Annotated in this window: 31 protein-coding genes; 23 read left to right on the forward strand and 8 right to left on the reverse strand. The window is 70.9% G+C overall.

All coding sequences use genetic code 11. The annotated features are described in order from the left end of the window. Positions 1 to 12: 12 nt before the first annotated feature. From ACFZBT_RS16860 to ACFZBT_RS16880, 5 genes are all read right to left on the reverse strand, one after another. Entirely contained in the window at positions 13 to 1107 is a 1095-nt protein-coding gene (locus ACFZBT_RS16860; protein ID WP_391103733.1) for a SpoIIE family protein phosphatase, read from the reverse strand. Beyond that, positions 1107 to 1550, reverse strand: coding sequence for an ATP-binding protein (locus ACFZBT_RS16865; protein ID WP_391103735.1), 444 nt, complete (start codon positions 1548 to 1550; stop codon positions 1107 to 1109). Before ACFZBT_RS16865 ends, ACFZBT_RS16860 begins: the two co-directional genes overlap by 1 nt. Continuing rightward, on the reverse strand, positions 1550 to 1969 hold the full coding sequence (locus tag ACFZBT_RS16870) for an STAS domain-containing protein (protein ID WP_391103738.1): 420 nt from the start codon (positions 1967 to 1969) through the stop codon (positions 1550 to 1552). Before ACFZBT_RS16870 ends, ACFZBT_RS16865 begins: the two co-directional genes overlap by 1 nt. After that, positions 1966 to 2883 (reverse strand): RsbRD N-terminal domain-containing protein, encoded by a 918-nt coding sequence (locus ACFZBT_RS16875; protein ID WP_391103741.1) that lies wholly within the window; start codon positions 2881 to 2883, stop codon positions 1966 to 1968. The genes ACFZBT_RS16870 and ACFZBT_RS16875 overlap by 4 nt, the downstream gene beginning before the upstream one ends. Before the next feature lie 140 nt (positions 2884 to 3023). Next, positions 3024 to 4184, reverse strand: a complete 1161-nt coding sequence (locus tag ACFZBT_RS16880) for a SpoIIE family protein phosphatase (RefSeq protein WP_391104448.1) — start codon at positions 4182 to 4184, stop codon at positions 3024 to 3026. Between the two features lie 133 nt (positions 4185 to 4317). Here ACFZBT_RS16880 and ACFZBT_RS16885 point away from each other — a divergent pair, with 133 nt between their 5' ends. Continuing rightward, positions 4318 to 4821 carry a MarR family transcriptional regulator gene (locus tag ACFZBT_RS16885; RefSeq protein WP_391103744.1) on the forward strand — a complete coding sequence of 168 codons (504 nt, stop codon included), beginning with the start codon at positions 4318 to 4320 and terminating at the stop codon, positions 4819 to 4821. A 204-nt stretch (positions 4822 to 5025) separates the two neighbouring features. Beyond that, positions 5026 to 5886 carry a SigB/SigF/SigG family RNA polymerase sigma factor gene (locus ACFZBT_RS16890; RefSeq protein ID WP_391103747.1) on the forward strand — a complete coding sequence of 287 codons (861 nt, stop codon included), beginning with the start codon at positions 5026 to 5028 and terminating at the stop codon, positions 5884 to 5886. Between the two features lie 350 nt (positions 5887 to 6236). Here the strand turns inward: ACFZBT_RS16890 and ACFZBT_RS16895 are convergent, their stop codons facing one another. The 3 genes from ACFZBT_RS16895 to ACFZBT_RS16905 all read right to left on the reverse strand — a co-directional run bounded on the left by ACFZBT_RS16895 (position 6237) and on the right by ACFZBT_RS16905 (position 8813). Continuing rightward, the gene (locus ACFZBT_RS16895; RefSeq protein ID WP_391103750.1) at positions 6237 to 7895 is read right to left on the reverse strand and encodes a site-specific integrase; all 1659 of its coding nucleotides are present in this window, start codon (positions 7893 to 7895) and stop codon (positions 6237 to 6239) included. Positions 7896 to 8000: 105 nt separating this feature from the next. Next, positions 8001 to 8225, reverse strand: a complete 225-nt coding sequence (locus tag ACFZBT_RS16900; protein WP_391103753.1) for a hypothetical protein — start codon at positions 8223 to 8225, stop codon at positions 8001 to 8003. Positions 8226 to 8381: 156 nt separating this feature from the next. Continuing rightward, positions 8382 to 8813, reverse strand: coding sequence for a hypothetical protein (locus ACFZBT_RS16905; protein WP_391103756.1), 432 nt, complete (start codon positions 8811 to 8813; stop codon positions 8382 to 8384). 280 nt (positions 8814 to 9093) lie between these two features. Here ACFZBT_RS16905 and ACFZBT_RS16910 point away from each other — a divergent pair, with 280 nt between their 5' ends. From ACFZBT_RS16910 to ACFZBT_RS17010, 21 genes are all read left to right on the forward strand, one after another. After that, positions 9094 to 9384: a helix-turn-helix domain-containing protein gene (locus tag ACFZBT_RS16910; RefSeq protein ID WP_391103759.1), complete on the forward strand. Its 291-nt coding sequence runs from the start codon at positions 9094 to 9096 to the stop codon at positions 9382 to 9384. Next, a complete protein-coding gene (locus ACFZBT_RS16915; protein WP_391103762.1) occupies positions 9381 to 9701 on the forward strand; it encodes a helix-turn-helix transcriptional regulator in 321 nt (106 codons plus the stop codon). The genes ACFZBT_RS16910 and ACFZBT_RS16915 overlap by 4 nt, the downstream gene beginning before the upstream one ends. 16 nt (positions 9702 to 9717) lie before the next feature. Continuing rightward, positions 9718 to 10200, forward strand: coding sequence for a hypothetical protein (locus ACFZBT_RS16920; RefSeq protein ID WP_391103765.1), 483 nt, complete (start codon positions 9718 to 9720; stop codon positions 10198 to 10200). A gap of 223 nt (positions 10201 to 10423) precedes the next feature. Beyond that, entirely contained in the window at positions 10424 to 13270 is a 2847-nt protein-coding gene (locus ACFZBT_RS16925) for a DUF927 domain-containing protein (RefSeq protein ID WP_391103768.1), read from the forward strand. Between the two features lie 326 nt (positions 13271 to 13596). After that, positions 13597 to 15207 carry a DEAD/DEAH box helicase family protein gene (locus ACFZBT_RS16930; protein ID WP_391103771.1) on the forward strand — a complete coding sequence of 537 codons (1611 nt, stop codon included), beginning with the start codon at positions 13597 to 13599 and terminating at the stop codon, positions 15205 to 15207. Between the two features lie 59 nt (positions 15208 to 15266). Next, positions 15267 to 15791: a hypothetical protein gene (locus tag ACFZBT_RS16935; RefSeq protein WP_391103774.1), complete on the forward strand. Its 525-nt coding sequence runs from the start codon at positions 15267 to 15269 to the stop codon at positions 15789 to 15791. Beyond that, the gene (locus ACFZBT_RS16940; protein ID WP_391103777.1) at positions 15788 to 15955 is read left to right on the forward strand and encodes a hypothetical protein; all 168 of its coding nucleotides are present in this window, start codon (positions 15788 to 15790) and stop codon (positions 15953 to 15955) included. The genes ACFZBT_RS16935 and ACFZBT_RS16940 overlap by 4 nt, the downstream gene beginning before the upstream one ends. Beyond that, positions 15952 to 16290, forward strand: coding sequence for a hypothetical protein (locus ACFZBT_RS16945; protein ID WP_391103780.1), 339 nt, complete (start codon positions 15952 to 15954; stop codon positions 16288 to 16290). The genes ACFZBT_RS16940 and ACFZBT_RS16945 overlap by 4 nt, the downstream gene beginning before the upstream one ends. Then, positions 16287 to 16532 carry a hypothetical protein gene (locus tag ACFZBT_RS16950; RefSeq protein ID WP_391103783.1) on the forward strand — a complete coding sequence of 82 codons (246 nt, stop codon included), beginning with the start codon at positions 16287 to 16289 and terminating at the stop codon, positions 16530 to 16532. Before ACFZBT_RS16945 ends, ACFZBT_RS16950 begins: the two co-directional genes overlap by 4 nt. Next, positions 16529 to 17143: a hypothetical protein gene (locus ACFZBT_RS16955; RefSeq protein WP_391103786.1), complete on the forward strand. Its 615-nt coding sequence runs from the start codon at positions 16529 to 16531 to the stop codon at positions 17141 to 17143. The genes ACFZBT_RS16950 and ACFZBT_RS16955 overlap by 4 nt, the downstream gene beginning before the upstream one ends. Before the next feature lie 187 nt (positions 17144 to 17330). After that, on the forward strand, positions 17331 to 17870 hold the full coding sequence (locus ACFZBT_RS16960) for a hypothetical protein (protein ID WP_391103789.1): 540 nt from the start codon (positions 17331 to 17333) through the stop codon (positions 17868 to 17870). Next, the gene (locus ACFZBT_RS16965) at positions 17867 to 18082 is read left to right on the forward strand and encodes a hypothetical protein (RefSeq protein WP_391103792.1); all 216 of its coding nucleotides are present in this window, start codon (positions 17867 to 17869) and stop codon (positions 18080 to 18082) included. The genes ACFZBT_RS16960 and ACFZBT_RS16965 overlap by 4 nt, the downstream gene beginning before the upstream one ends. Continuing rightward, a complete protein-coding gene (locus ACFZBT_RS16970; protein ID WP_391103795.1) occupies positions 18079 to 18297 on the forward strand; it encodes a hypothetical protein in 219 nt (72 codons plus the stop codon). Before ACFZBT_RS16965 ends, ACFZBT_RS16970 begins: the two co-directional genes overlap by 4 nt. Further along, positions 18294 to 19577, forward strand: coding sequence for a hypothetical protein (locus tag ACFZBT_RS16975; RefSeq protein ID WP_391103798.1), 1284 nt, complete (start codon positions 18294 to 18296; stop codon positions 19575 to 19577). Before ACFZBT_RS16970 ends, ACFZBT_RS16975 begins: the two co-directional genes overlap by 4 nt. Next, positions 19574 to 19891, forward strand: a complete 318-nt coding sequence (locus ACFZBT_RS16980) for a hypothetical protein (protein ID WP_391103801.1) — start codon at positions 19574 to 19576, stop codon at positions 19889 to 19891. Before ACFZBT_RS16975 ends, ACFZBT_RS16980 begins: the two co-directional genes overlap by 4 nt. Positions 19892 to 19974: 83 nt before the next feature. After that, positions 19975 to 20223 (forward strand): hypothetical protein, encoded by a 249-nt coding sequence (locus ACFZBT_RS16985; RefSeq protein ID WP_391103804.1) that lies wholly within the window; start codon positions 19975 to 19977, stop codon positions 20221 to 20223. A 22-nt stretch (positions 20224 to 20245) separates the two neighbouring features. Then, positions 20246 to 20467 (forward strand): hypothetical protein, encoded by a 222-nt coding sequence (locus ACFZBT_RS16990; protein WP_391103807.1) that lies wholly within the window; start codon positions 20246 to 20248, stop codon positions 20465 to 20467. Beyond that, entirely contained in the window at positions 20460 to 20630 is a 171-nt protein-coding gene (locus ACFZBT_RS16995) for a hypothetical protein (protein ID WP_391103809.1), read from the forward strand. The genes ACFZBT_RS16990 and ACFZBT_RS16995 overlap by 8 nt, the downstream gene beginning before the upstream one ends. Before the next feature lie 84 nt (positions 20631 to 20714). Beyond that, positions 20715 to 22796, forward strand: a complete 2082-nt coding sequence (locus ACFZBT_RS17000) for a cell division protein FtsK (RefSeq protein WP_391103811.1) — start codon at positions 20715 to 20717, stop codon at positions 22794 to 22796. A 149-nt stretch (positions 22797 to 22945) separates the two neighbouring features. After that, positions 22946 to 23170, forward strand: coding sequence for a hypothetical protein (locus tag ACFZBT_RS17005; RefSeq protein WP_391103814.1), 225 nt, complete (start codon positions 22946 to 22948; stop codon positions 23168 to 23170). A gap of 15 nt (positions 23171 to 23185) precedes the next feature. Beyond that, the gene (locus ACFZBT_RS17010; protein WP_391103817.1) at positions 23186 to 23386 is read left to right on the forward strand and encodes a hypothetical protein; all 201 of its coding nucleotides are present in this window, start codon (positions 23186 to 23188) and stop codon (positions 23384 to 23386) included. Positions 23387 to 23594 lie beyond the last annotated feature (208 nt).

Below are 23594 nucleotides of genomic sequence, written 5' to 3' on the forward strand. Positions count from 1 at the left end.
GTGGAAGGCGGGTCAGGTCCCTGAGCCGTGCCGGTCACCGGCACCGGCACCGGCACCCAGTACGGCCACACACGTATCGTCCCGCACCGGCAGAGCCGCACTCCCCGCGTCCCGCAGCACCGCCACGGCCACCACCGCCGGGTCGCAGGAGAGGAGCACGCCGTCGTCGGGCGGTGTCCATCGGCCGGGCAGCCCGTCGCTGTGCAGGACGAGCAGGCTGTCCTCCCGCCAGGGAACGCGCTGCACGGGCACGGACGCCGGGGCCTGCGCGCCCACGATGCCGGGATGGGAAAGCAGCGGCTTCCAGGTGCCGTCGGTGCGCAGCCGGCCGCCGATGTTGCCGATACCGGCGAAGCTCAACTGCCCGGATGTGAGTTCGAGTTGGGCCACGGCGACGGCCGCGCCGCGGGTGGGCCGCAGGGCGCTGCCCAGGCGCCGCAGGATCTCGGCGGGCGGCAGATCGGCCACCCCGCGCAGTGCGGCCACGGCGGCGCCGGACGCCTCGGCGGCCTTGGGGCCGTGGCCGAGCCCGTCGGCGAGCAGCAGGGTGACGCGGTCACCGCCGTACACCCGGCTCCACGCGTCGCCGGAGTACTCGGCCCGGCCGAGCGGGACGTTGACGCCGCCGACACGCGGGCCCGGCAGGGGCTGCGGCCCCTGCGGCTCCTGCGATCGCTTGGCGGCCCGCTCGTGGCCGATGCGGGCCACGGCCACGGTGCCCCGCCCGAGGGCGCTGTGCAGGTCGAAGTCGTTCGCTATGCGCCGGCACGTGCCGAGGCCCGCCCCCAGGGAGGACGCGGTGGTGTAGCCGTCGCGCATCGCCGCCGCGATGTCCGGGATGCCGGGTCCGTGATCGAGCGAGACGATCTGCACGGACGTCTCCGGGGTGCCGTCGCCGCCTCGCTCGCCTCGCTCGACGAGGTTGATGACGACGCGCCCGCCGTCGGCGTGCCGCAGCAGGTTGGTCGCCAGCTCCGTCGCCACGAGCGCGGCGGTCGCGGTGCGGGGCGCGGGCAGCCCGGCGAGGGCGCTGGCCTCCTCGGCCGCCACCCGGACGTCGCGCACCCGGGTCGAGTCGTCCACCGGCACATCCCACACCCTGCTCATCAGACCCCCGGCCGGGACGGCGGTACGGCGGTGGCCCAGGCGGTGACGGTGACGGTGGTCCCCTCACCGGGACGGCTCTCCACCTCGAACTCGTGGACCAGCCGCTTGGCCCCGCTCATACCGAGACCGAGCCCGCCGCCGCTGGTGTAGCCGTCGGTCATCGCCTGGTCCAGGTCTCGGATGCCGGGCCCGCTGTCGACGAAGGCCAGCCGCAGTCCGCTCGACGGCCCGAGGCCCAGCGGGGTGATCTCCACATGGCCGCCCCCGCCGTGGACGAGGGTGTTGCGGGCCAGTTCGCTGGCCGCCGTGACGAGCTTGGTCTGCTGCACCAGCCCGAAACCGAGCTCGGCGGCCGCCTGCCGGACCTGCTGCCGCACCCAGGCCAGATCGGCGTCCGAGCCGATCGGCAGGCTCGTCGGCACGGCATGGCGGGAGGCCTGCATCAGGGACTCCCCTCACTGTGAGGCTCACCGGCGGCGAGCAGCTCCATCGCGCGTTCGACGTCCAGGGCCGTACGCAGTCCCGGCAGGGTGAGCCCCAGTTCGACCAGGGTGATCGCCACCGCCGGACGCATCCCGGCCAGCACCGTACGGGCGGCCAGCAGTCCGGCTCCGGCGGCGATCTCGGCGAGGACCCGCCCCAGGAAAGAGTCGACCATGTCCACGCCGGAGATGTCGATGACCACTCCGGTCACGCGGGTGTGCGCGATCCGGCCCGTGATGTCCTGCTGGAGCTGCTCGGCCATCCCGTCGTGCAGCTCTCCCTGGAGGGTGACCAGCAGGGTGTCGCCGAGCTGGAGGACCGGCACCGTGAAGGCGTGTCCTCCCGCGGGTCCGGGCACCGCCGCCCCGAACCCGCTCATCGCACGCCCGCGTCGGCCGCCGGGCCGGCTGACCGGAGCGGCGCGATCTCGACACCCTGCCGACTGAGCGCGTAGGCCAGCGCGTCCTCCAGGCTGGAGCGGGTGAGCACCGTGCCGAGGTCGATGCCCAGGTGGACGATGGTCTGGGCGATCGCGGGCCGGATCCCGGAGACGATGCACTCGGCGCCCATCAGCCGGGCCGCCGCGACCGTCTTCATCAGATGCTGGGCGACCAGCGAGTCGACCGTGGGCACGCCGGTGATGTCGAGGATGGCGAACCGGGCGCGCTCGGCGACGATCGCGTCCAGCAGGCTCTCCATGACGACCTGGCTGCGCGCGCTGTCCAGTGTGCCGATCAGCGGCACGGCTACGGTGCTCTCCCAGAGTTTGATCACCGGGGTGGACGCTTCGAGCAGCTGCTCCCGCTGCCGTGCGATCAGTTCCTCGCCCGCGCTGACCAGCGTCTCCATCACGACCAGACGCAGCGTGCCCATGAGCACCGTCAGGGCCAGCACACACTCCTGGGCCTCGGGGGCGTACGGGTCCGGGAACTCGGCGCGCAGCAGTTCGGTCACCGGCTCGCGCAGGGCGGCCACCTCGGCGGCGACCCCGTCCGGGTCGAGCCCCGTACGGGCGCGGGAGGCCGCCATCCGGCCCAACTGGTCGCGCACCGGCTCGAATCCGGGTGCCCGGATGTCCTCCGTCCGCCCGGCGGCCGCCACCGCGGCCAGCGCGGCGGCCACGGACCTGCCCGCGTCCACGGCCTCGTCCCGTGAGACGGTGAAGACCGTGCGGAACAGCGCGGCGTCCGCCCATCGTTGGGCGACCTGCTCGCGGCGCCGTTCGAGGAAGGCGCTCACCTGGTAATGGGCCGGCTCCTGTTCCACGTTCCGTTCCGAATCCGACACTTGCATCGCTCCCTCGCACGAGCCGGACCGAGGCCACGTGGCGGCGCCTCAGCCGTTACTTGCCGTATGACAAACATTAGTGGCGACGGGGGGCAACGCCAAACAACTGCCCACCGTCGTCCCCCGACCTGCGCCTTCCCCGTCCCTTATCGCCCACGCCAGTCCAGACACACCACCAGGGCGTCGTCGTCCGCGACGGGCCCGCCGCGATGGCCGTTCAGTTCGCGCAGGACGGCCCGGGGCACATCGGCGGCCGGGAGCAGCCGGGTCGACTGGATCGCCTTGGCCAGGGCGATGTCGCCGTACGCCTCTCCGCCCGGGGAGGCGACGTCGTACACCCCGTCGCTGACGAAGACGAGCCGGTCGCCGGGCTCGGCCCGGAGTTCCTGGGCCACGTAGTCGGTCTCCTCGAACATGCCGAGCGGCAACTGGGCGTCGAACTCGACCCGTTCCACCACCCCCCGGCGCAGCCGCAGCATTCGCGGGGACCCGGCGTCCACCGCCAGGACCCGCCCGGTGGCCAGATCGAAGTCGAGCATGAGCACGGACAGATAGCAGCGGCCCGAGTAGTGCGCGTAGACCGCCTGGTCGGCCAGGGCGGCCTGGTCGGCGAGCGGGAGACCGGCCCGGCGCGCGTTGCGCAGGGCGTTGATCGCCAGGTTCGTCAGCAGGGAGGCCTCGATGCCCTCGCCCATGCCGTTGGTGACGTACAGGCTGAGCCGGTCGGCCGTGGCGGACCAGTCGAAGTTGTCGCCGAAGATCGCGTACGCCGGTTCCAGCTGGGCGCCGAGCTCGTACTCGGGGCGGGCGCAGGAGCGGCCCGGCAGCAGCTGCCACTGCATCTCGGCGGCGAGGGTGAGGCGGTCCCTGCGGCGTGCCTGGAGGTACACGTCGGTGTCCCGCTCGGCGACGACGACCTCGTGCCCCAGCACCTGGGCGATCTCCGCCAGTTCGCCGAGGCAGCCGTCGGCGTGCTCGCCGCCCGGCAGGACGACGGTCAGCACCCCGAGCCGGTCGCCGCGCACGGTGACGGGCAGATGCGCGCGTACGACATCACTCGACGGGATCTCCACATACGGTTCCTGCGCCCCGAAGGCCCGCCCCGCCGGGCTGTTGTGCACGGACACCGGCTGGAGGGTGTGCGGCGGCACGGACACCGGCTGAAGCACCGTCATTCCGTAGTCGGCCAGGAAAAGCTCGACGGAGTCCGCCGCGTACTGATCGGTCAGTACACGACGGACCGCGTCCAGCAGCTGATGGGGGGCCGCCGTGCGCAAGGCGCGCTCGGCGGCCACGAATCTGTTCACGATCGTCGTCACGATGGTCGACACACCAATCCTTGGTCTGAATATGCTGTGGGCGGCCGTGCCCCTTGCCCGGACCGCCCCCGGTTCTTCGCGCGCCTAGTACGCTGACGGCCATCCCGGTGCCTGCGAGAGTGTGACTGTGACTTCCCTCCGACCCCGCCCTGAGCCAGCAGAGGTCGCCCGCCTGACCTCAACGGCCGCGGAGTTGCTGGAAGTCCTCTGGGGCCGGGCCTCGACGGCACCCGCCTCCGCCTCCCAGTTGCGCGTGCTGCTCATCCTCGAACACCACGAGGGCATCAACCTGCGCACGCTCGCCGACTCCCTGGCCTCCACCCCGCCCTCGACGAGCCGGCTCTGCGACCGGCTGCAGGCGACCGGGTTCGTCGAGCGTGTGGTGAGTCCGGTGGACCGGCGCGAGGTACGCCTGCGGCTGAGCGGCCGGGGCCGTACGTTCCTCGCCGATCTGCGGGTACGACGGGAGCAGGCGCTGCGCGAGGTGCTCGACCAGATGCCCGGGGCCAAGCGGGTCGCGCTGCTGCAGGGCCTCGAGGCGTTCTGCGACGCGGCGGCGGCCCGGATACACGACGACTCCGTTGAATCCGACGACTCCCGCGCGCCCGGCACCCGGACGGCCTGAACTCCTCCCCACTGCACAGCCCCACCCTCCCGTCCCGTACCGTCACAGACTGTTGCGGGTACCCCCGCACCGCCCCGACCTGCACCGACTGTGTTCAACGTCTCGATGGGGCATATGCGGGGCATGAGCCGGAGGACTGCGGGTAGCGGCGCTGGAGGTGGCCTGTCGGGGGATGGGAGCGGGCCGGGACTAGAGGGAGGGCCCGTGACGGCGACCACGCGCATCGGCACGACGACGGATTCCGGTACCGGGACCGATGAGGTGCTGCCCCGGATCGCCGAGCCGCAGAAGCTCGCCCCGCAGGACGCGCGCGGGCTGACCGGGCAGTTCCTGGAGCGGCTCGCCGTGCTGGAGGAGGGCACTCCCGAACACCAGTACGCGCGCAACACGCTCATCGAGATGAACATGTCGCTGGTGCGGTTCGCGGCCCGCCGGTTCCGGGGCAGCGGCCAGGCGATGGAGGACGTCGTCCAGGTCGGCATCATCGGGCTGATCAAGGCGATCGACCGCTTCGAGGTCTCCCGCGAGGTGCAGTTCACCAGCTTCGCGGTGCCCTACATCGTGGGTGAGATCAAGCGGTTCTTCCGTGACACGTCCTGGGCCGTGCACGTGCCGCGCCGCCTCCAGGAAGCCCGTACGGAACTCGCCAAGGCCACCGAGGAACTGGCCTCCCGCCTCGGCCGCGCGCCCCGGGTCGCCGAACTGGCCGCCCTGATGAACATCAGCGAGGAGCAGGTCGTCGAGGCCCAGGTCGCGGCGAACGGCTACCTGTCCTCGTCCCTCGACGCGACGGTCGGCGGCGACGCGGACGAAAGCGACGCGACGCTCTCGGAGTTCATCGGCGAGGAGGACCCGGCCCTCGAACTGGTCGAGGACTTCCACGCCCTGGCCCCCCTGCTCGCCGAACTCGACGAACGCCAGCGCCTCATCCTCCACCTGCGCTTCGTCGAGGAACTCACCCAGGCGGAGATCGGTGCCCGGCTCGGCATCTCCCAGATGCACGTGTCCCGACTGCTGTCCCGGACGGTGGCACGGCTGCGGACGGGGATGCTGACGACGGGGTGACGCCGCCCGCTGCCCCGAGAACGAACCGAGCCCCAGTTCAGAGTCTCTGAACTGGGGCTCTTCGGTAGGCCCTGTGGGACTCGAACCCACAACCAATGGATTAAAAGTCTGATGAGCGCTCATGACGCCTCACCCCGTCATGTTCAGCTCACCCCGTCGCGCCCCATGGAGTGCAGGTCAGCGGAAGTTTCACTCCACCCGCTGGGGGTGCTTCACCCCGTCTCGCCCCACGGTGTTGCACGCTCTTACGTGGCGTTCGGTTGAGCACCGGCTGAGCAGACAGGGCCCCTGACCTGCTGGTCAGGGGCCCTGTGCCTGTCCTTCAATACTACGTCCGCGCCCGCTCGTTGTCAGTGCTGCGCCGTACCGTGAGAGTCGTCCATTACAGCGTCTGCTGGCTGCGGCGCTTCCGCCCTCTGCTCCGGTCTCGGGCCCGGGGCAGAGGGCGCGTCATCGGACCGTCGAGCCCGCGGTACGGCCGCCGCCGCCTTCTCCGTCAGCTCGTCCTCGTACTCCTCGAACAGCTCCATGTAGGTATCGCTGGTCAAGGTGATCGTCGAGTGGCGCAGCTTCACCTTCGCGTCATGCAGGTCTCCCCCGCCCGCCTTCACCAAAGCGGCGGCACCATGGCGGAGGTCGCGAAGGTTGATGGGCGGTAGGCCGGCGGCCTCGGAGATGCGGCGGAACGACTTCGACACGAAGTCCGGATGCAGCCACGCGCCATCCTCGGCGGTGAACATCTTCCCCGTGTCCGTCCAGTCCAGGGTGTCCTTGCCCTTCTGCCGTTCCTCAGCGGCCCGCACGTTCCACTCCTCGCGCTCCCGCTGCTGCCGCTCGCGGTGCTGGAGGAGGACCCGCACGGTGCCTGCGTCCAGCTTCACGATGCCGACGGACCCGTCCGTCTTCGGCGCTGTCTCGATCGGCGTCCATCCATCCACCACGATCTCGGCGGACACCCGGATCTCCTTGCGCTCAGGCGAGAAGTCCGACCACCCCTGACCGACGCCCTCGCCGCGGCGAAGCCCGTGGTGGGAGATCAGGTGGAACAGTGCGTACAGCCGGTCCGTCTCGGCCTCGTCGAGGAAACGGCCGAGCTGGGTGGGCGTCCACACCATGACCGGGCCTGGCTTCTCCCCAGTCTTCCGCCAACGCGCGACCCGCTCGTCTGTCCACAGCAGACCCTTGGGGCGGGCCGCCGCCGACAGCTCGACGTGGGCGGCCGCGTTGAAGGTGATCAGCTGCTTCGCGATCGCCCGGTTCAGTGCCATGCGGAGCGTGCGGCGGACGGCTTGTTTCGTGGCCGGGCCGGTGATGCGGCGAAAAGGCGGCATCTCGGCGAGCTTGGCCCGCTCGGCCGCCAGCTGCGCGCGCTCGCTGGCCTTGGGCGCCCCGGGCCTGCCGCGCTTGCAGCGGGCGACTTGCTCGCGTCGAGCGGCGTTCTCGGCCTTGATGACGTCGTTGCGGTCGTCGATCGCGGCGAACATGTCCTCAACGTGGCCGACGGTCAGCCGGTCCAGGCGCAGGTGCCCGATCGCGGGCTTGAGGTGGACGCGGATGTGGCTCGCGTAGCCGTGGTTCGTGGTGGCCCTGGTGGCCTTGTTCGCCATGACGTGGTCGAGCCAGTCGCCGACCGTCGTCTTCCCGTCCAGCGGTACGCCGACGCCCAGCTTGCGGGACACCTCGGTGGGCTCGGGAATGGGGCCGCGCGTCTTCTGCAGCTCGGCGAGAAGGTCGCCGACTCGGCGGAGGCCGTCTTCGTCGTCGCCGGCCAGGTCGAGGATGGCGCGGATGCGGTCGAGGTCTTTCTGCGCGTCCGTAGATTTCGCGTACCCGGTGCGCTGGAAGCGGCGACGCTCGCCGGTCGCGTCCTCGGGTAGTTCCTGACTGACGCGGTACTTGCCGTGCGACCGCTTCGACAGGTCGGGGCACTTCGCACCGAGACGCTTTCCGTCGGGGCCGCGGCATTCACACCGCTTGCTGATGCCGCCGGCGCGGCGCAATACGGGCATCGGCTGCCCCTCCTGCTTCTCGTGCTCCCTGTTGAGCTGGGAAGGAAGGACAGGGCCACTGGGCGGGAGAGGTCGCCCTGGGCCACCGTGTCGCTTCTACCCCTGTCAGTCCGAATTGGGCGGCATCTCAGGCTGGCTGATATGCCCCAGTCCCACGTCAAGAACAAACCGGGCGGTTTCGTTCAGGCTGTCGAGTATCTCCTGGGGTTCCGCCCCCTTCTTGACCGCGAAGGCCAAGCCGTGCTTGCTCTTGATCGGTACGATCACCTCCCCTTCTGGTAGATCTTCACTGAAGAAGTACCAGGCTCGCGCCTTGGCCGGTGACTCCATGCAGCAGCCCCCATGCTCCGCTCATGCGTTCGAATGCACCATCAGACCAGCACCTTCCTGCCCGTCGGTGTCCGGACATGATCGCACCGTGGGTACTGAATCTCTACGGTTTGCAAAGAATTGTCACTCTAAGTGATTCCGTGGGGAGAGGGTCGGTCAGCGATCCTCGTCCCCATCAGGCGGAACTAGCGTGTCAATGAGGCGCATTAGTCGGTCGCGCTGCTCCGCAGGAATCCGGTCAAGTTTCCTCACATAAGCGACCGCTTCCCCCGTTCCGCTACGCAGGGGGTCCACGCCATGGAACTGCTGCCCGGCGGCGTCCTGCATTCGCTCGACCGGCAAGCGCGCCGCTTCGGCGAGGGCGCACAGCTCTTCGTACACCGGCGGCGTGATCTTCTCCCCCGTCTCAAGCCGGTAGATCCACCCTCGGGTGACACGCACACCACTGACGGGGTCGACGGCTCGCGCCGCGAACCTGTCCAGGCCCTCGTTGAGCTCCGCCCTGCGATTTCGAATCAGGTCGGAGAGCTGTGTTCGCCGTTCAGGGTTGCCGGTCATCTCGCCGGGTTCGATCTCCTCAGCCGCCATGGGCGTCATCCTGCCACTCCTGGGGTCCATGTCATTCAAGCGCCGTTCAGGATCCATGCACGTTACTGATGCGTACGGGCAGGTCACGTGCGGCGTTCATTCAAGTCACTGCACGGATTGTTCAACAGATAAGGCAACCCTGGCTAGGTAGCGCAGAGGCATTGGCCGATTACAGACGCGCGCCCCCGACCCTTCAACACGCTGGACAAAGCGTTCATCTCATGGAATGCTCACGGCCATCTCGTTCAACGTGCAGAACGAACCATCCCATGAGGTGAACGTGAGCAAGGAAGCCAGCACACCCACGAGGTACGCGGTCCACAGCGCTGACCGCCTCAAGCTCCTCATGGAGCGCACCGGCACCGGTGAACCCGTCACCAGCCGCGAACTCGCCGAGAAGGCGGGAGTCGCCCACGGCACTATCGGCGCCCTGATGAACGGGCAGCAGCGGACCGTCCCCGAGCCCAAGGCCAAGGCCATCGCCGCCGCCCTCGGCATCGACCTGCTGGTCCTGTTCGTGCCGATGGAGCGCGCCGGCCGCGTCTTCATCCCTGCGCAGGTGGCCGTATGAGCACCGCCACCGAAGCACTCACGCCCGAGCAGGTCCTGGCCCTCCCCGCCATGCCCGCCGTGAAGCAGGCATTCGCCGCGATGAACATCGGCGAGGGCACCGGCTACCAGCTCATCCGCGACGGCGAGTTCCCCATCCCGGTCGTCGAGTTCGGCCGCGCGAAGCGTGTGCGCAAGACCGAGCTGTGCGCCTTCCTCGGTCTCTCCCAGTCCGCCGCTGTCGAGGTCCAGTCGACAGCGGCCACCAACGACGGCGCCCCCGGGGTCCAGCCGGGGGCGCCGTCCCAGCAGTCCGAATCCACCCGCGCCAGCAAGTAGAGAACGGGGTCCGCTCATGGCTGAGCTTCCCACGGTCGCAACCGCGACCACCACGCCGGAGGTGGCCCGCGCCCTGGCCGGCATCGAGGCAGCCAAGCTGCTCGCCGACAAGGACGTCACCGAGTGCCTCGACGCCATCGGTGACCTCGTCCGAATCACCGGGGCCCCGAACGCCATCTTCGCCTGGGTCCGTCACATCTTCGGCCGCGAGAACCTCCGGCAGTACGCCGCGCAGCAGCACCTCAAGCTGCACGAGTCCCGAGCCAGCGAAGAGGAGCAACTGGACCGCACGGTCATCATCTGGACCGTCGACGGTGAAGGGCTCGCCATCGTGCCCGCCGGTCAGGACCCGGCGACCACACTGCTGCAGCTGCGCGAGGAGATCGCCCAGCGGGCCGAAGAGAAACAGCGCGCCGGCGACTTCCAGGCGTCCGTCCAGGCCGGACACGTCGAGGCCGTCGACACCTGGCACGCGCGCACCACCCAGGCGCAGCAGTGACCGCCCCTACGGCGCAGGCCCGGGATACCCCGGGCTGTACGCCCGCCACCCAGACGATCGCTGGCCTGCTGGTCATCGATCCGGAGCGATGCCGGGCTCGCTACGAGTGCTACCGGCCCGGGTGCCCGAAGCCCCGCGAAGAGCCGATCAAACCCTCCGCCATCAGGGCGTTCATCGACGGGATCAAGTCCCGCCACCTGAGCCAGTACCACGGGGGGACCCCTTGACCGACGAACAGTCACCCGACCTCCGGGCCGTAGCCCGCGAACTGCACGACGCAGGTCTGTGCGTCCTCCCCGTTCGGGCCGACGGGACCAAAGCCCCCGACGTCCGCAGCTGGATGCAGTACAAGGTCAACCGATCCACGCCCGAGGACCACGACCGCTGGTTCGGCGACGGCCAGCGCACCGGCATCGGCGTCGTCACCGGCGCCGTCTCTGGCAACGTCGAACTGATCGAGTTCGAGGGCCTGGCCGTCAAGGAAGGACTCCTCGACGAGGTCGCCGAGCTGGCCCAAAACAGCCAGCTCGGCGACCTCTGGGAAGCCGTCACAACCGGCTGGGCCGACCGATCGCCCTCCGGCGGCGTCCACTACAAGGTCGTCGTCAAAGGCAGGCCCGCCGCAGCGAACACCAAGCTGGCGCGGCGCCTGGCCCGAGAAGACGAGTACACCCCGGAAGAGCGGCAGCGCGTCGCCGAGAAGCCCGGCACGAAGATCGTGCGGGTCCTCATCGAGACGCGCGGCGAGGGTGGCTTCGTCGTCATCGCCCCGTCGCACGGCTCCACTCACCCCAGCGGCGAGCCCTACACCCGGCTCTCGGGCGGGCCCACGACCATGGCCGTCGTCGAGCCGGAGGAACTCGACGCGCTCTATGCCCTCTGCCAGGCGTTCGACGCGATGCCCATGCCCGAGGCGCCGAAGACCGCGCCCCGGCCCGCACCGCCGCGCTCGGACGGGACCCTGCGGCCCGGCGACGACTTCGAGGCCCGGGCCACGTGGGAGGAGATCCTCCGCGGCACCTTCCGGCCACTGAGCACCCGCGGCAGCGAGACCTACTGGGGGTGGGCTGACGGCGTCGGTGGTGTGAAGGCCACGACGGGCAAGGACGAGCACGACAGGCTGTACGTCTTCACCACCAGCAGCGAATTCGCCGCCGAGGTGCCGTACAGCAAGTTCGGTGCCTACGCGCTGCTGAACCACGGCGGCGACCACAAGGCCGCCGCGCGGGAGCTGGCCCGGCTCGGCTACGGCAGTCGGCACCTCGCCGTGGCCGGGGCCCGCCCCGCTGCGCCCGCCGCCCCGGCCCCGGCCGAGGCCCCCGCCGAGGACGAGCACGAGGACCAGGCGCCCGCGGACGACACGGCCGGCGACCCGCAAGGCTTCGACTACGCCGACACGTTCGGCCTTCCCCGCTCAGTGCGCACGCCCTACGACTACCGGGTCACCGGCCGCGGGGTGGAGGTGCTCAGCACCAGCGGTGAGAACTGGCAGCGCGTGACGTTCGCACCGCTGGTCATCGCCGCGACGTTCGAGGACCCCGAGGGTGACCAGTACGTCGAACTGTCCTGGATCGACCGGAGCCTCGGCCGGCCTCGCCGCATCTCCCGCATCGTCAGCCGCGAGACCGCGAAGCGCGGCCGGAAGCTGATCGAGACACTCGGATCCGCCGGCCTGCCCGCGGTCGAGGGCGACGCCCGGGCCGTCGAGAAGTGGCTGGCCGAGTTCGAGGCGGCCAACGTCGGCCGCATTCCCTCCGAGCAGCTGGCCCGGTGGCTGGGCTGGCAGGACGACGGCACGTTCGTCTCCTCGCCGGAGGACGGCATCAAGGTCGACGTCCCCTTCGAGGAGCAGCGCGGCCCGGCCCGCGCGCACGCCAGGAAAGGGACGCTGGATGGCTGGCGCGAGACCGTCGCCCACCTGGCCGCCTTCCCTGTCCCGCGCGTCGCCGTCGCGGCCGCGCTCGCCGCTCCCCTGCTGAAGCCGCTGGGCCTCAACTCCTTCACGCTGGACATCTCCAGCCGATCCACCAAGGGCAAGACCACCGCCCTTCAGTGCGCGCTCAGTGTCTGGGCCGACCCGTCCGAGCACGCCAGCGCCATGTCCAACTGGCGTACGACGCTGTACGCGATCGAGAAGCGGCTCAACCTGGTCCGAGGGATCGTCACCGTCTTCGACGAGACGATGGCCGTCACGGACGACACCCTGATCGACGAGGTGCTGTACCAGCTCCCGATGAACCACGGGAAAGCTCGCAGCGGCGGCGCGTTCGGCAACATGCTCCCCTGGGAGACCATCCTCCTGTCCTCCGGCGAGCGGCCGGCGCTGAGCTTCACAACCAGCCAGGGCGCGGCGGCGCGCATCCTCGGAACGACGATCGCGCCGTTCGGCGAGGGCGGGGGTGCGGCGGCGGCCGCGGCGCGGGAAGGCGTGCTCGCCAACCACGGGCATGCCGGGCCGGAGTTCATCCAGTACATCCTCAGCGGCCTCGCCCAGCCGAACGGGCGGGACGCTCTGAAGCAGCGGCACCGCGCCCTGGTGGACGAATTCCGTGGCGCTGGGGACATGACGAACCGGCGCGCCCCCATGGTCGCTGCCCTGGTACTGGCGGAGACCTTGGCGTGCGGCATCGGGCTGCTGCCGTTCGAGCCGCTCGACCATGACGTGTGGCGCGGCCTGTTCACCGCCCACAACCCCACTGACAACCGCCCCGAGATGGCGCTGGACGTCCTGCGGGAGTACGTGGCAGGCCACGCTCACGAGCTGTTCAGCGCGTCCCGAGCGGTCCTCGGGGAGCGCCCGCCCTACGCCGGGTGGCTGGGCGTCATCTCGGCGAAGAACGGCGTCCAGACGGTCGCCCTGCTGCCCGAGCGCGTCCGAAAGATCCTCGCCGACGCCGGATATTCCCTCGACGCGGTCGTGGGCAGCTGGGTCGACGCCGGATATCTGGAGACGCTCAAGAGCCAGCGCCCGCCGCACCTGGTGCCTCGCCGCTTCGACGGCGCCCGGGCCAAGTGCCTCGCTTTCACCCCCGAGGGCATGCCCTTCGGCGAGCAGGACGAGGCGGCATGACGGCCGCCAGGGCGGTGGTACGCACGGAGTGCGTACCACCGTCGCCCCGCCGTTCTCGCAGGTCAGACGCGTCTCAGCCGTCACTTTCGGGCCGGTACGCAGCAGCCCGGAAAAGACACCCCTCAGGCGTGGGCGCGTGTGCGTGCCTGCGTGTGCGTGCCTGCGCACATCGACCCCTGTCTGTTTCTGCGTACCTGCGTACCACTGTCTCTAGAGAGAGACATAACAGCAGGTCAGAGCCCATTTTTGCCCGGTACGCAGCCGGTACGCAGCCGGTACGCAACGCGTACCGCCCCTCTCCCCTCTCCACCGAATCGAGGTGACGCATGTCCTTCACCCCCCGCCCCTACCAGCTCGACGCCATCGAGGCGCTGCGCCAGGGCTGGGCCGACGGCAAGAACCGTGTGGCCGTCGTCCTCCCGACCGGCGCCGGCAAGACCGTCGTCTTCTCCCACCTGGCCCACCAGATGCTCGACAGCCTCGGCGGCCGCCGAGCCCTCGTCATCGCGCACCGTGAAGAGCTGATCGAGCAGGCCGCTTCCAAGCTGCTCGCCGTCGACCCGATGCTGCGCGTCGGCATCGTCAAGGCCCAGCGCGACGACCACGCCGACGCCGACGTGATCGTGGCCAGCGTCCAGACCCTGGCCGTCGCCCGCCGCCGCGAGGCCATCCGGGATATCGGCCTGATCATCGTGGACGAGTGCCACCATGCGGCCGCCCCCACCTACATGGAGGTACTCCGGCACTTCGGCGCCTGGGACGGCGTCCCGGTGGCCGGTTTCACCGCGACGATGACCCGGGAGGACGGCGGCCTGGCCGAGGTGTGGGAGGACGTCGTCTTCCGCCTGGACATCCTCGACATGATCAGCGACGGCTACCTCTGCGACGTCCGCGGCAAGAGCATCACGGTCGACACCTTGGACCTCAACAAGGTGAAGACCCGCGGTGGCGACCTCGTCGACGGGCAACTGGGCAAGGCCCTCGAAGACTCCGGCGCCCTCGACGCCATCGCCAAGGCCTACCTGGACCACGCGGCCGACCGGCCCGGGGTCGTCTTCACACCCACCGTGGCGACCGCCCAGCAGGCCGCCGCCGCGCTGGAGGCCGTGGGCATCAAGGCAGCCCCGGTGTGGGGCGACATGGGCCGCGACGAGCGACGCGCGACCCTCGCCCGCTACACCGCAGGCGAACTCCAGGTGCTCACCAACTGCATGGTTCTCACCGAGGGATTCGACGCTCCGCACACCAGCTGCGTCGTGGTCGCGCGCCCGACCAAGTCGGCCGGCCTGTACGTGCAGATGGTCGGCCGCGGGCTCCGGCCAGCGCCCGGCAAGACGGACGCGTTGCTGCTGGACGTCATGGGCGCCGCGAGCCGCCACAAGCTCGCCAGCATGGTCGACCTCACTGACCGGGAGATCGGCCAGGCCGAGCCGGGCAAGAGCCTCCGGCAGGTCGCCGAGGAGCACGCGGCCGCCGAGAAGCGCCGAACGCTGACTGCCCGGGTCGAGGCCGAGGAGATCAACCTGTTCGGCTCGTCGGCGATTCGCTGGCTGCGCACCCCGGACGGCATCTGGTTCATCCGCCTGACCGGCGCGATGTTCCTGTTCCTGCAGCGGGACCCCGGGACCCGGCTGTACCGGATGCGCCGCTGGACCGAGGCGCACGGCGTGCACCCGCCCAAGGACGACGTGGCCCGGCCGCTGCCGGAGGCACTGGCGTGGCTGGAGCAGCAGGCCAAGGTGCTGGCGCCGGGGGCGTTCGTCTCCCGCCAGGCCCGTTGGAGGGCCGGGAAGCCCAGCCCGAAAGCTCTGGGCCTGTGCCGCCGCCTCGGCATCACGGTGCCGCGCGGCGCGTCGGCCGGCGACGTCGCCGACCTGATCGACCAGGACCGCGTCGGCCGCGTCCTGGGCCAGCTCGTCCTTCCCACCGCCGCGTAGCGGTCCGGGCCTGCCCTTAACAGGCCCGGACCTCCACCCATCACACCACGGAGGAACCCATGACCAGCGATCGCCACCTCGCCCTGATGGGGCTCATGAACGAGATCATCGCCCCGAGCCGCACCTACCAGCAGTGCGTCCGCCGGGCCTCCGCCGCCAGCAGCATCAGCCCGCAATACGACGCGGCCGTCAAGCGCGGCAACGCAGCCCTCGACGACATCGAGGAGGCAGTCCGCCGCTGGGTCGCCAAGTACCCCGCGCCCGTCGCCGACGCCCCCGACCCCACCCCGCTCCGCTGGGGCCTCAACGACGTCATGTGGGGCGACGACGACACCGTCACCGTGCTGCTGTCCGGGCCCGACGGCGAGCCGTACTGGCTGGAGCTCGATCCCGAACGTGCCGCCGTATTGCGGCAGGACCTGGCCGGACCCCAGGACGAGGAGCGGGCCGACACCGAGGAGCAGCCCGCGCCCCGCACCCAGCAGTGCGGCCACGACGACTATCACGACCCGCACGAGTGGGCCGACCAGCCGCACGTCTGGTGCCCCGGCCACAGCCTCGACGCCGATGAGGCGCAGCCGTGACCGCCCGCCCCCGGTGCCCGCGTGGGCACTTCCTCGCCGCGTCCGGCACCTGCCGCTGCGAACTGCCCCGCCCCCGCTGGGCCGCCGACCTGTGGGGCCAGGGCCTCACCGCCCGCCAGCGCCACAGCATCACCACCATCCCCCTCACCGGGAGGTTCCTGTGACCCGCACAACCCGCGCCCTCGGCTGGGCGTACCTGCTCGCCGCCCTCCTCACCGGACACTGCGCCATCAACAGCGTCCGCAACGAGGCCTGGTGGCACGGCGCCGGCCTGTTCGTCGCCTCGCTGCTCCTGGGCGTCGCCCTCGCCCGCGAGTACGTCGCCGCCGACGAGCGCCGAGCGGCCGCCGTGAAGGCCGAGCGTGCCGCCCGCCTCCGCGCCTGGGCGAGCCAGACGAAGCCCGACCTGGAAGACGGCTGTTGCGAGCGCTGGTGGACCAGCTGCGGCACCGAGCACGACGACCTGCCCAACTGCACCAGGAAGGACCAAGCCGCATGAGCCCGCAGCGCTACACCGCCGACACCATCACAGACGACGCCCTGGACGAGCTGTACGAGAACGCGAGCCGAGGCTGGCGCCGCGGGGACGAGTGGAAGGACCGGGCGCGGAAGGCCGAGCGTGCCCTTGAGCGGGTCGAGGCCCTCGCATACCGGTGGGAAACCGCCCTCCCGGTCGACGAGCCCTACGCCCGCAGCCTCCGTGCCGCCCTTGCGGGCCCGAAGGAGAACAGCACCCCGTGACCTGCGAACTGTGCGGCAACGCGGCCAGCGGCTACCTGTGCAACCGGCACCGGGAGCAGCTGGCCGCGCGCCTGCAAGAACTCCCAGCCCTATACGCCGAGGTCGGCGAGTGCCTCGTGCCCCGCCGCACCGGCTACAGCGACATCGTGGCCACCAAGAGCGCGGCCGGCCCCCGCTCCCCAGTCAACGAAGACGTCCTCGACACGGTCAACGTGGCCCGGGCCACCGAGGTAGTCCACTCGTGGCGGGCGGACGTCCGACGGCTGCGCTGGCCCCACCGCGGGGCCCCGCCGCCCGCCCGGCTGGACGCCGACTGCCGATGGCTCGCCCAAGAGCTGGACTGGATCGTCGCGCAGTACCCGGCGGCCGGCGACCTCGCGCGCGAAGTGGCCGAGCTGAACAGCGCGGTGCGCTCGATCGTCGGCGACCCGGAGCCGCGGCCGCAGCGTCTCGGCCATTGCGTGGCGCTGGTGGGCGAGGGCGTGGTGTGCGGGGCGGTGATCTCCCGATTGCCCGGCGAGACGCAGCTGACATGCAGGTGGTGCAGGACTGAGTACGGGCCCGACGACTACCTGATGTTGGCCCACTTCCAGCCCGGCGAGGCCGCCTGACCCCCTGGGGGCGTCACTCTCGTGGCGGGATCCGCCCACCAATCGTATTCAATAGCTTGAACAAAGCGTTCAGGTTGTGGAATGCTCGATGTACACGAAAGGCCGGGCAGCAGCTCGGGGGTTGCAGCCCCCGGCGCGCGCACCGCCCGGCCCTTCACCGCACATCCTGATCAGACCAGGAGTCGGCATGACCGATCATTTCGCGCGCTCCAACAGCGCCGCAACCTCTCCTAAGGCGGCCCGTGTCGCCGAGCTGCACCGCCTCTGCGACGAGGACTACGCCAAGGGCAAGCAGCAGCGCGCCACCGCCGGCCCGGCCCCGGCCTACAACCCGCTCGCCGTCACCGACCGCAGCCAGACGACCGTCAAGCCGAGCAACCTCGACATCGCCATCAGCGTCGCCCAGCAGCTGCTCGACAGCGACCAGGTCCTCTCCCTGCGCGAGGCCCTGCGCCTCCTGCTCCGCGCCCTCGGCGCCGAGCCCGCGCAGGCCCCCGCCGGCCGCTGCCCGGCCGCGCTCCCCGACGACCCCACCCCGTGCGACGGCTCGCCGATCGTGACCGTCATCGACCGCCGCAACGCGGGCGTTGACGCGTGCGAGCGCCACGGTGTCCGTCTCCTCACCCTGCTGAACGGCAGCTACGTCATCAGCCTCCCGGACGCCCCGGCCGGTACCGCCGCCCGCGTCTTCCGCGCCGCCGACGGGCCGCACGGGGGTGGCCAGTGAGCACCTACGACCCGTTGCACGAGCCGGGCAAGTCGCCGTCCGGGCCCTTCGACCTCGACGTCGAGCTCGCCGTCACCCGGCAGATCCTCGACGAGACCGCCGGCCTGAACATCCACGATGCCGTCGACATGCTGAAGGCCGCCTTCTCCCTGAACGCCCGCCTGCGGTGCCTGCTGGCCGCGATCGAGTCCGAGCGGGGTGAGCGCCGATGACCCGAGCCCTGTTCCTCGTCCTGGTCCTGCCCTTGCTGGCCGCCGAGTGCGTCGCCCAGTTCGTGCTGCGCGACCAGGAATGGGCCACCGTCTTCGCCCTGCTGGCTCTTGCTGTCATCGCCGTCCGCTGGGCCCTCGGCCCGCCGGCCAGCGAGGAGCAGTGCCCGGCCGACTGCCCCAAGTGCGCTGAGTCGCTGTCCGGGGGTGAGTCATGAGCACCCTGACCGCGTGGGCACAGACCCACCCGTGGGCGGCCGGCGCTGCTGGCGTCGCCGCCCTGGCCGTAGCCGCGATCCTGCTGCGGCCCTTGCGCCGCACCCCGGCCGCCGTAGCAGTCGCCTCCCTCGCCGCGATGGCCTGCACCGCCTACAGCGCAGACACCAGCTGGCGCTTCGCCGAACACGAACTGGCCATGGTCGACCCCGGCGAGCGCGCCGCCCTGTTCGCCGCCGCTGAACTCGCCCTGTTCGCCTGCGCCCTCATGGCCCGCCAGAACCTGCGCACCCAAGGCGCCCCGGGTACACCCGGTGTACTCGTCTGGGTGATCACCGGAGTACAGGTCATCCCGGCGTACTCCGAGTCCGGGTTCATCGGCGGCACCGTTCGCGCCGTCGTGGGCCCCGTACTCGCCGCGCTCCTGTGGCACCTCGCCATGGGCATCGAGTTGCGACACACCAAGCCCGACGCCGAGTCGGCCGGGCTGCTCGCTGTGCTCGCCCGAGAGGTACGCGAACGGCTCCTGTCCCGCCTCGGCCTGGCCGTGCGCGACCGGTCCGCCGAGCAGATCTCCCGCGACCGGTGGACCGTGAAGGCGGTCGCCCTGGCCGCGAAGCTGTCCGAGATGAAGCCCGGTCAGCGTGGCCGTGCCCGTGTCGCCCGGCGCCTGTCCGTGGCCGTGGGTAAGGCGCAGGCCGGCGCCTCCGATGAGCAGCGGCAGAAGCTGCTCGACCTGCTGGCGGCCCGCCGCCACGCGGCCTCCCTCGCCACGATCGACCTTCCCTCGCCGTGGCAGCCCGAGTCGGAGCCGGTCGTCGAGTACACGGAGCTGGTCGACGCCGAGCCGTACCCGGCACCCTCGAACGCTGTACCCGAGGGCGCACGGCTGCTGCCGATCGTGGCCCGGCCCGAGCCCCAGAAGTACCGGCTCGACCACTTCGCACGGCGCTACGTCCCCGTCGAGAAGCCCGCCGAGCAGGCCCCCGTACTTGCCGCCGAGGCGCCGCGTACCCGCACCGAGGTACGCGCCGAGTACGTACCCGAGCCCGTACCTGACGACGAGCAGGGCAACCCGGCGCAAGAGGACCCGCTCACCGAACTCGGCCTCGGCTGGGCTGCCGAGCAGTTCAAGGAGGAGCTGCTGGCGGGCACCGTCCCGTCCATCCGGGCCATCAAGGACCGGCTGCATGTCGGCCAGAACCGGGCCAAGGAGATTCAGGACGGCTTCAAGCAGGCTCAGGCCGCGTGGGCGCTCGCCGGATCGGGGGCGACGTCGTGAGTGACGCCTTGGAGAAGGCCGAGGCCGCCGTCGCCAAGGCCGAGAGCAACTCGGACGTCCTCGCCGTGGCCATGGCCGCGCTGGAGCTCGCCAAGGCAGCCCAGGCCCAGCAGCCCGCCCAGCACCCGGCCTGCCAGCACCAGCCCAAGCAGGGCCGGAGCGCGGGTGAGTGGCTGGGCATCGCCTGCGCAGTGTGCGTCGGCGGTGTCGGGATCGCGTTCGCGTCGCTGGCTCTGGCCATCCTCGGCGGCGTCGCCGCGATCGTCGTCCTGGTCCTGCGGGACATGTGGCGCGACATGAAGAAGGGCCGCTGACCTGCCCTTCCGTCCCCCACGGCCCGCCCGTGGGGGAGCGGTGGGGCCGGACAGCCCGGCCCACAACCCGAGAGGACCCCGCCGTGCACGACACCACCGAGACCACCGCCCCGGCCGCCCCGCAGCAGGGCACCCACCAGTACCTGCTCACCCTGCAGGTGCCCATGGGTGGCGGCTTCGCCGTCGGTAGCTGGACCGGGACGTGGACCCCGCACCCGGGCACGACCCGCCACGACCTCTACCTGGCGCTGCGCGACGACATCGCCAGGAAGAACCCGGAGTACGGCGACGCGTCGGTGCTGTTCTTCGACGTCCAGTCCAACCAGATCTGACGACAACTTAGGGGCGATTGCCATGGACCGCATCAAGCACCTGAACTGCGCCGACGAGGCCCTGCTCCGAGCCGAGCGTCTCGCCGGATACGCGGAGGACGCCGCCCACAGCCACAACGACCGGCACCGGGCGGAACCGTTCGCCGCAGTCGGCGCCCTGTGGGCGGACATCGCCCGCACCCACGCCGCCCTCGCCGCCGCCCTGCCCGAGCAGACCGACGAGACGGAGGACACCGATGTCTGAGCCCGAGGTGAAGCTGACGCTCAGCGAGAAGGCCGCCATCGTCCGCCTGGAGGTGAAGGGCCTGCGCCGCGCGGCCGCCGGCATCACCCACCAGCCGGACATCGACCGCGGCATCGAGCGCATCAAGGACAAGGCCCGGAAGCGGGCCGCCAGCAAGAAGTAGCTACGCCCCGGGGCGGCGTCCACCGCCAAGCAGACCGCCGCCCCGGGCCCCGGACCGCCCTACAGAACGACCGGAGAGACCAGCATGACGGACACCTTCGTACCCGCCAACGCCGAGGCCACAGACACACCCGCCCCGCCCGTACCTGAAGCGCCCAGCGCGCCCACCCCCGTGGACAACCCGAAGCTCCCGGCCCCGGGCGTGGTCGACGAGAAGCGGCGTCCGATCCTGCCCGCCTGGCTGAAGGACCGCACGGAGTTCGCCACGGCCGCCCGCCACACCGCCAACCGCCTGGGCTACGCCGCCGCCTACCACGGGCTCCGCGCCCCCTGGTACGCCGTGCAGCTGGCCTACATGGCACCGCGCGGCGCCTGCCGCTTCGTCAACGAGACCAACCGCTGGGTGTGGGACCGCGAGGCCGCACCCCTGCGCGGCCACGCCGTACGCACCGAGGACGTCGACGAGTACCTCCACCTGGCCCGCCTGCGCGGCAACCGCGTCCGCCTGCGCAGCCTCGTCGTCATGGTCAATGCCGTGTTCGGCACCGGCTTCGCCCTCTGGCTGTACGTCATGGCCCCCGCCTACCTGTGGGTGTTCGCCGCCGGCGCCGTACTCACCCTCGGCTACTTCGGCCAGCAGCCCGACGCCCCCGTCATCGGCCCCGCCGTGATGCGCACCGAGCTGCAGAAGCTCACCGGCACCATCGTGCTGCGCGGCCTGGAGTCCATCGGCAACCCGAAGATCTCCGCCGCCATCAAGAAGGGCGGCGACATGGACGGCATGCGCTTCACCAGCGAAATCGTCCGCGACGGGCCCGGCTACCGCGCCGACCTCGACCTGCCCTACGGCGTCACCCCCGACGACGTCATGGAGAAGCGCGAGCAGCTGGCCTCCGGCCTGCGCCGCAAGGTCGGCTGCGTCTGGCCGTCCGGCGACCCCGACGAGCACGAGGGCCGCCTGGTGCTGTGGGTCGGCGACCGGCCCATGAACGAGACGACGAAACCCGCCTGGCCGCTGCTGAAGGACGGCCAGGTCGACCTCTTCAAGCCCGTCGTGTTCGGCAACGACCAGCGCATGCGCTGGGTCGAGGTCACCCTCATGTTCGCCGCCATCGTCATCGGCTCCGTGCCCCGCATGGGCAAGACGTTCCTGCTGCGCCTGCTGCTGCTGATCTGCGCCCTCGACCCGCGCGCCGCCATCCTGGCGTTCGACCTGAAAGGCACCGGCGACCTCGGCGCCCTCGAACCGGTCGCGCACCGCTACCGGGCAGGCGAGGAGGACGACGACATCGACTACATCGTCCAGGCGCTGCGGGAGGTCAAGGAGGAGCTGCGCCGCCGGGCCAAGGTCATCAAGTCCCTGCCCCGCTCCCGCTGCCCTGAGTCGAAGGTGACCCCGGCCCTGGCCAGCGACAAGAGCCTCGGCCTGCACCCCATCGCGATCGGTATCGACGAGTGCCAGGTCGTGTTCGAGCACGAGAAGCACGGCGCCGAGATCGAATCCATCTGCACGGACATCACCAAGCGCGGCCCCGCCCTCGGCATCATCGGCATGTTCGCCACCCAGCGGCCCGACTCCAAGTCGCTGCCCACCGGCATCAGCGCCAACGCCATCCTGCGGTTCTGCCTGAAGGTGATGAACCACCAGGCCAACGACATGGTCCTCGGCACCGGCATGTACAAGTCCGGCATCCGCGCCACCATGTTCAGCCGCCGCGATCTGGGCATCTGCTTCCAGGCCGGCGAGGGCGACGACCCCCGCATCGTCGCCTCGGCATTCGTCGACGCCCCCGGGGCTGAAGTGGTCGTGGCCCGGGCCCGGAAGATGCGCGAGGAGTACGGCAACATCACCGGCCACGCCATCGGCGAGGGCCCCTCCGCCACGGTCGGCATGGACGTCCTCAGCGACGTGCTCCAGGTCGTGGCCGCCAAGGAGGAGCAGGTCTGGAACGAGCGCGTGGCCGCCCGCCTCGCCGAGCTCAGGCCGGACGTCTACGCCGGGTGGACGGCCGCCAACGTCACGGCCGCGCTAAAGCCCTGGGGCGTCACCATCCGCGACGTGTGGGGCGAGACCGACGAAGGAGAGAAGGCCACCCGCCGCGGCTTCCGCAGGGCCGACGTCGTCACCGCCGTCACCCGCCGTGAAGCCGACAGGCTCGCCGCCTGACCCACAAACGACCACTAGGCCTAGCAGACCGACCTGCTAGGCCTAGCAGCCCCGCTAGCAACGAATCCGGGCCCTGAGCAGGCACCTAGCGTCTAGCAGCGGCCGCCCGGGAAACGGGCAACACCCACGATCCGAAGGAGTCAGACCCCGTGCTGATTGCGATGGCCACCCTCGTTGCCGCGCTCGGCGGCTACGCCGTGTTGTGTGCCGTGAAGCCGTTCGGCCCGTGCCGCCGATGCCGCGGAGCGGGCGAGATCGAACGGTTCCGCAAGGCGCGGCCGTGCCCCCGGTGCCGAGGGAAGCGGCTCCGGCTGCGCGTCGGCCGGCGGGCACACAACGCCTGGCGCCGCACCCACCAGGCCGGCGTGCGCTGACGGCATCATGGGGTCATGGAGTCGCAGATGATCCGGCCCGGACACCTCACCGCACACCAGACCGCGCGCCTGCTCGGCATCGAACTCGGCAGCGTCCGCCAGCTCGTCCACCGCGGCAAGCTGACCCGCTCCGGCGGCACCCCGCGCCAGCCCTGGTACGCCGTGGCCGAGGTCACCGCACTCGTCGCCGAACGCCGCACAGCCAAGGTCGCTTGACCGCAGGTCAGAGGCGTGTCACGATCCCGGTGTACAACTGTGCCCTGAATCGGCACCACAGACGCACGACGAAGCCCCGACTCGGTCCCCCCGGTCGGGGCTTTGTCGTGCCACCCACGGAGGTCGGCATGCTGGCGTACACCGTCCACGACGTCCGAGTCACGAACGAGGTTCACGAACTCCCTCCGCAAGACGGCTGGCGTTGCTT

The sequence above is a fragment of the Streptomyces sp. NPDC008137 genome (assembly GCF_042957035.1).
Taxonomy (GTDB): Bacteria; Actinomycetota; Actinomycetes; order Streptomycetales; family Streptomycetaceae; genus Streptomyces.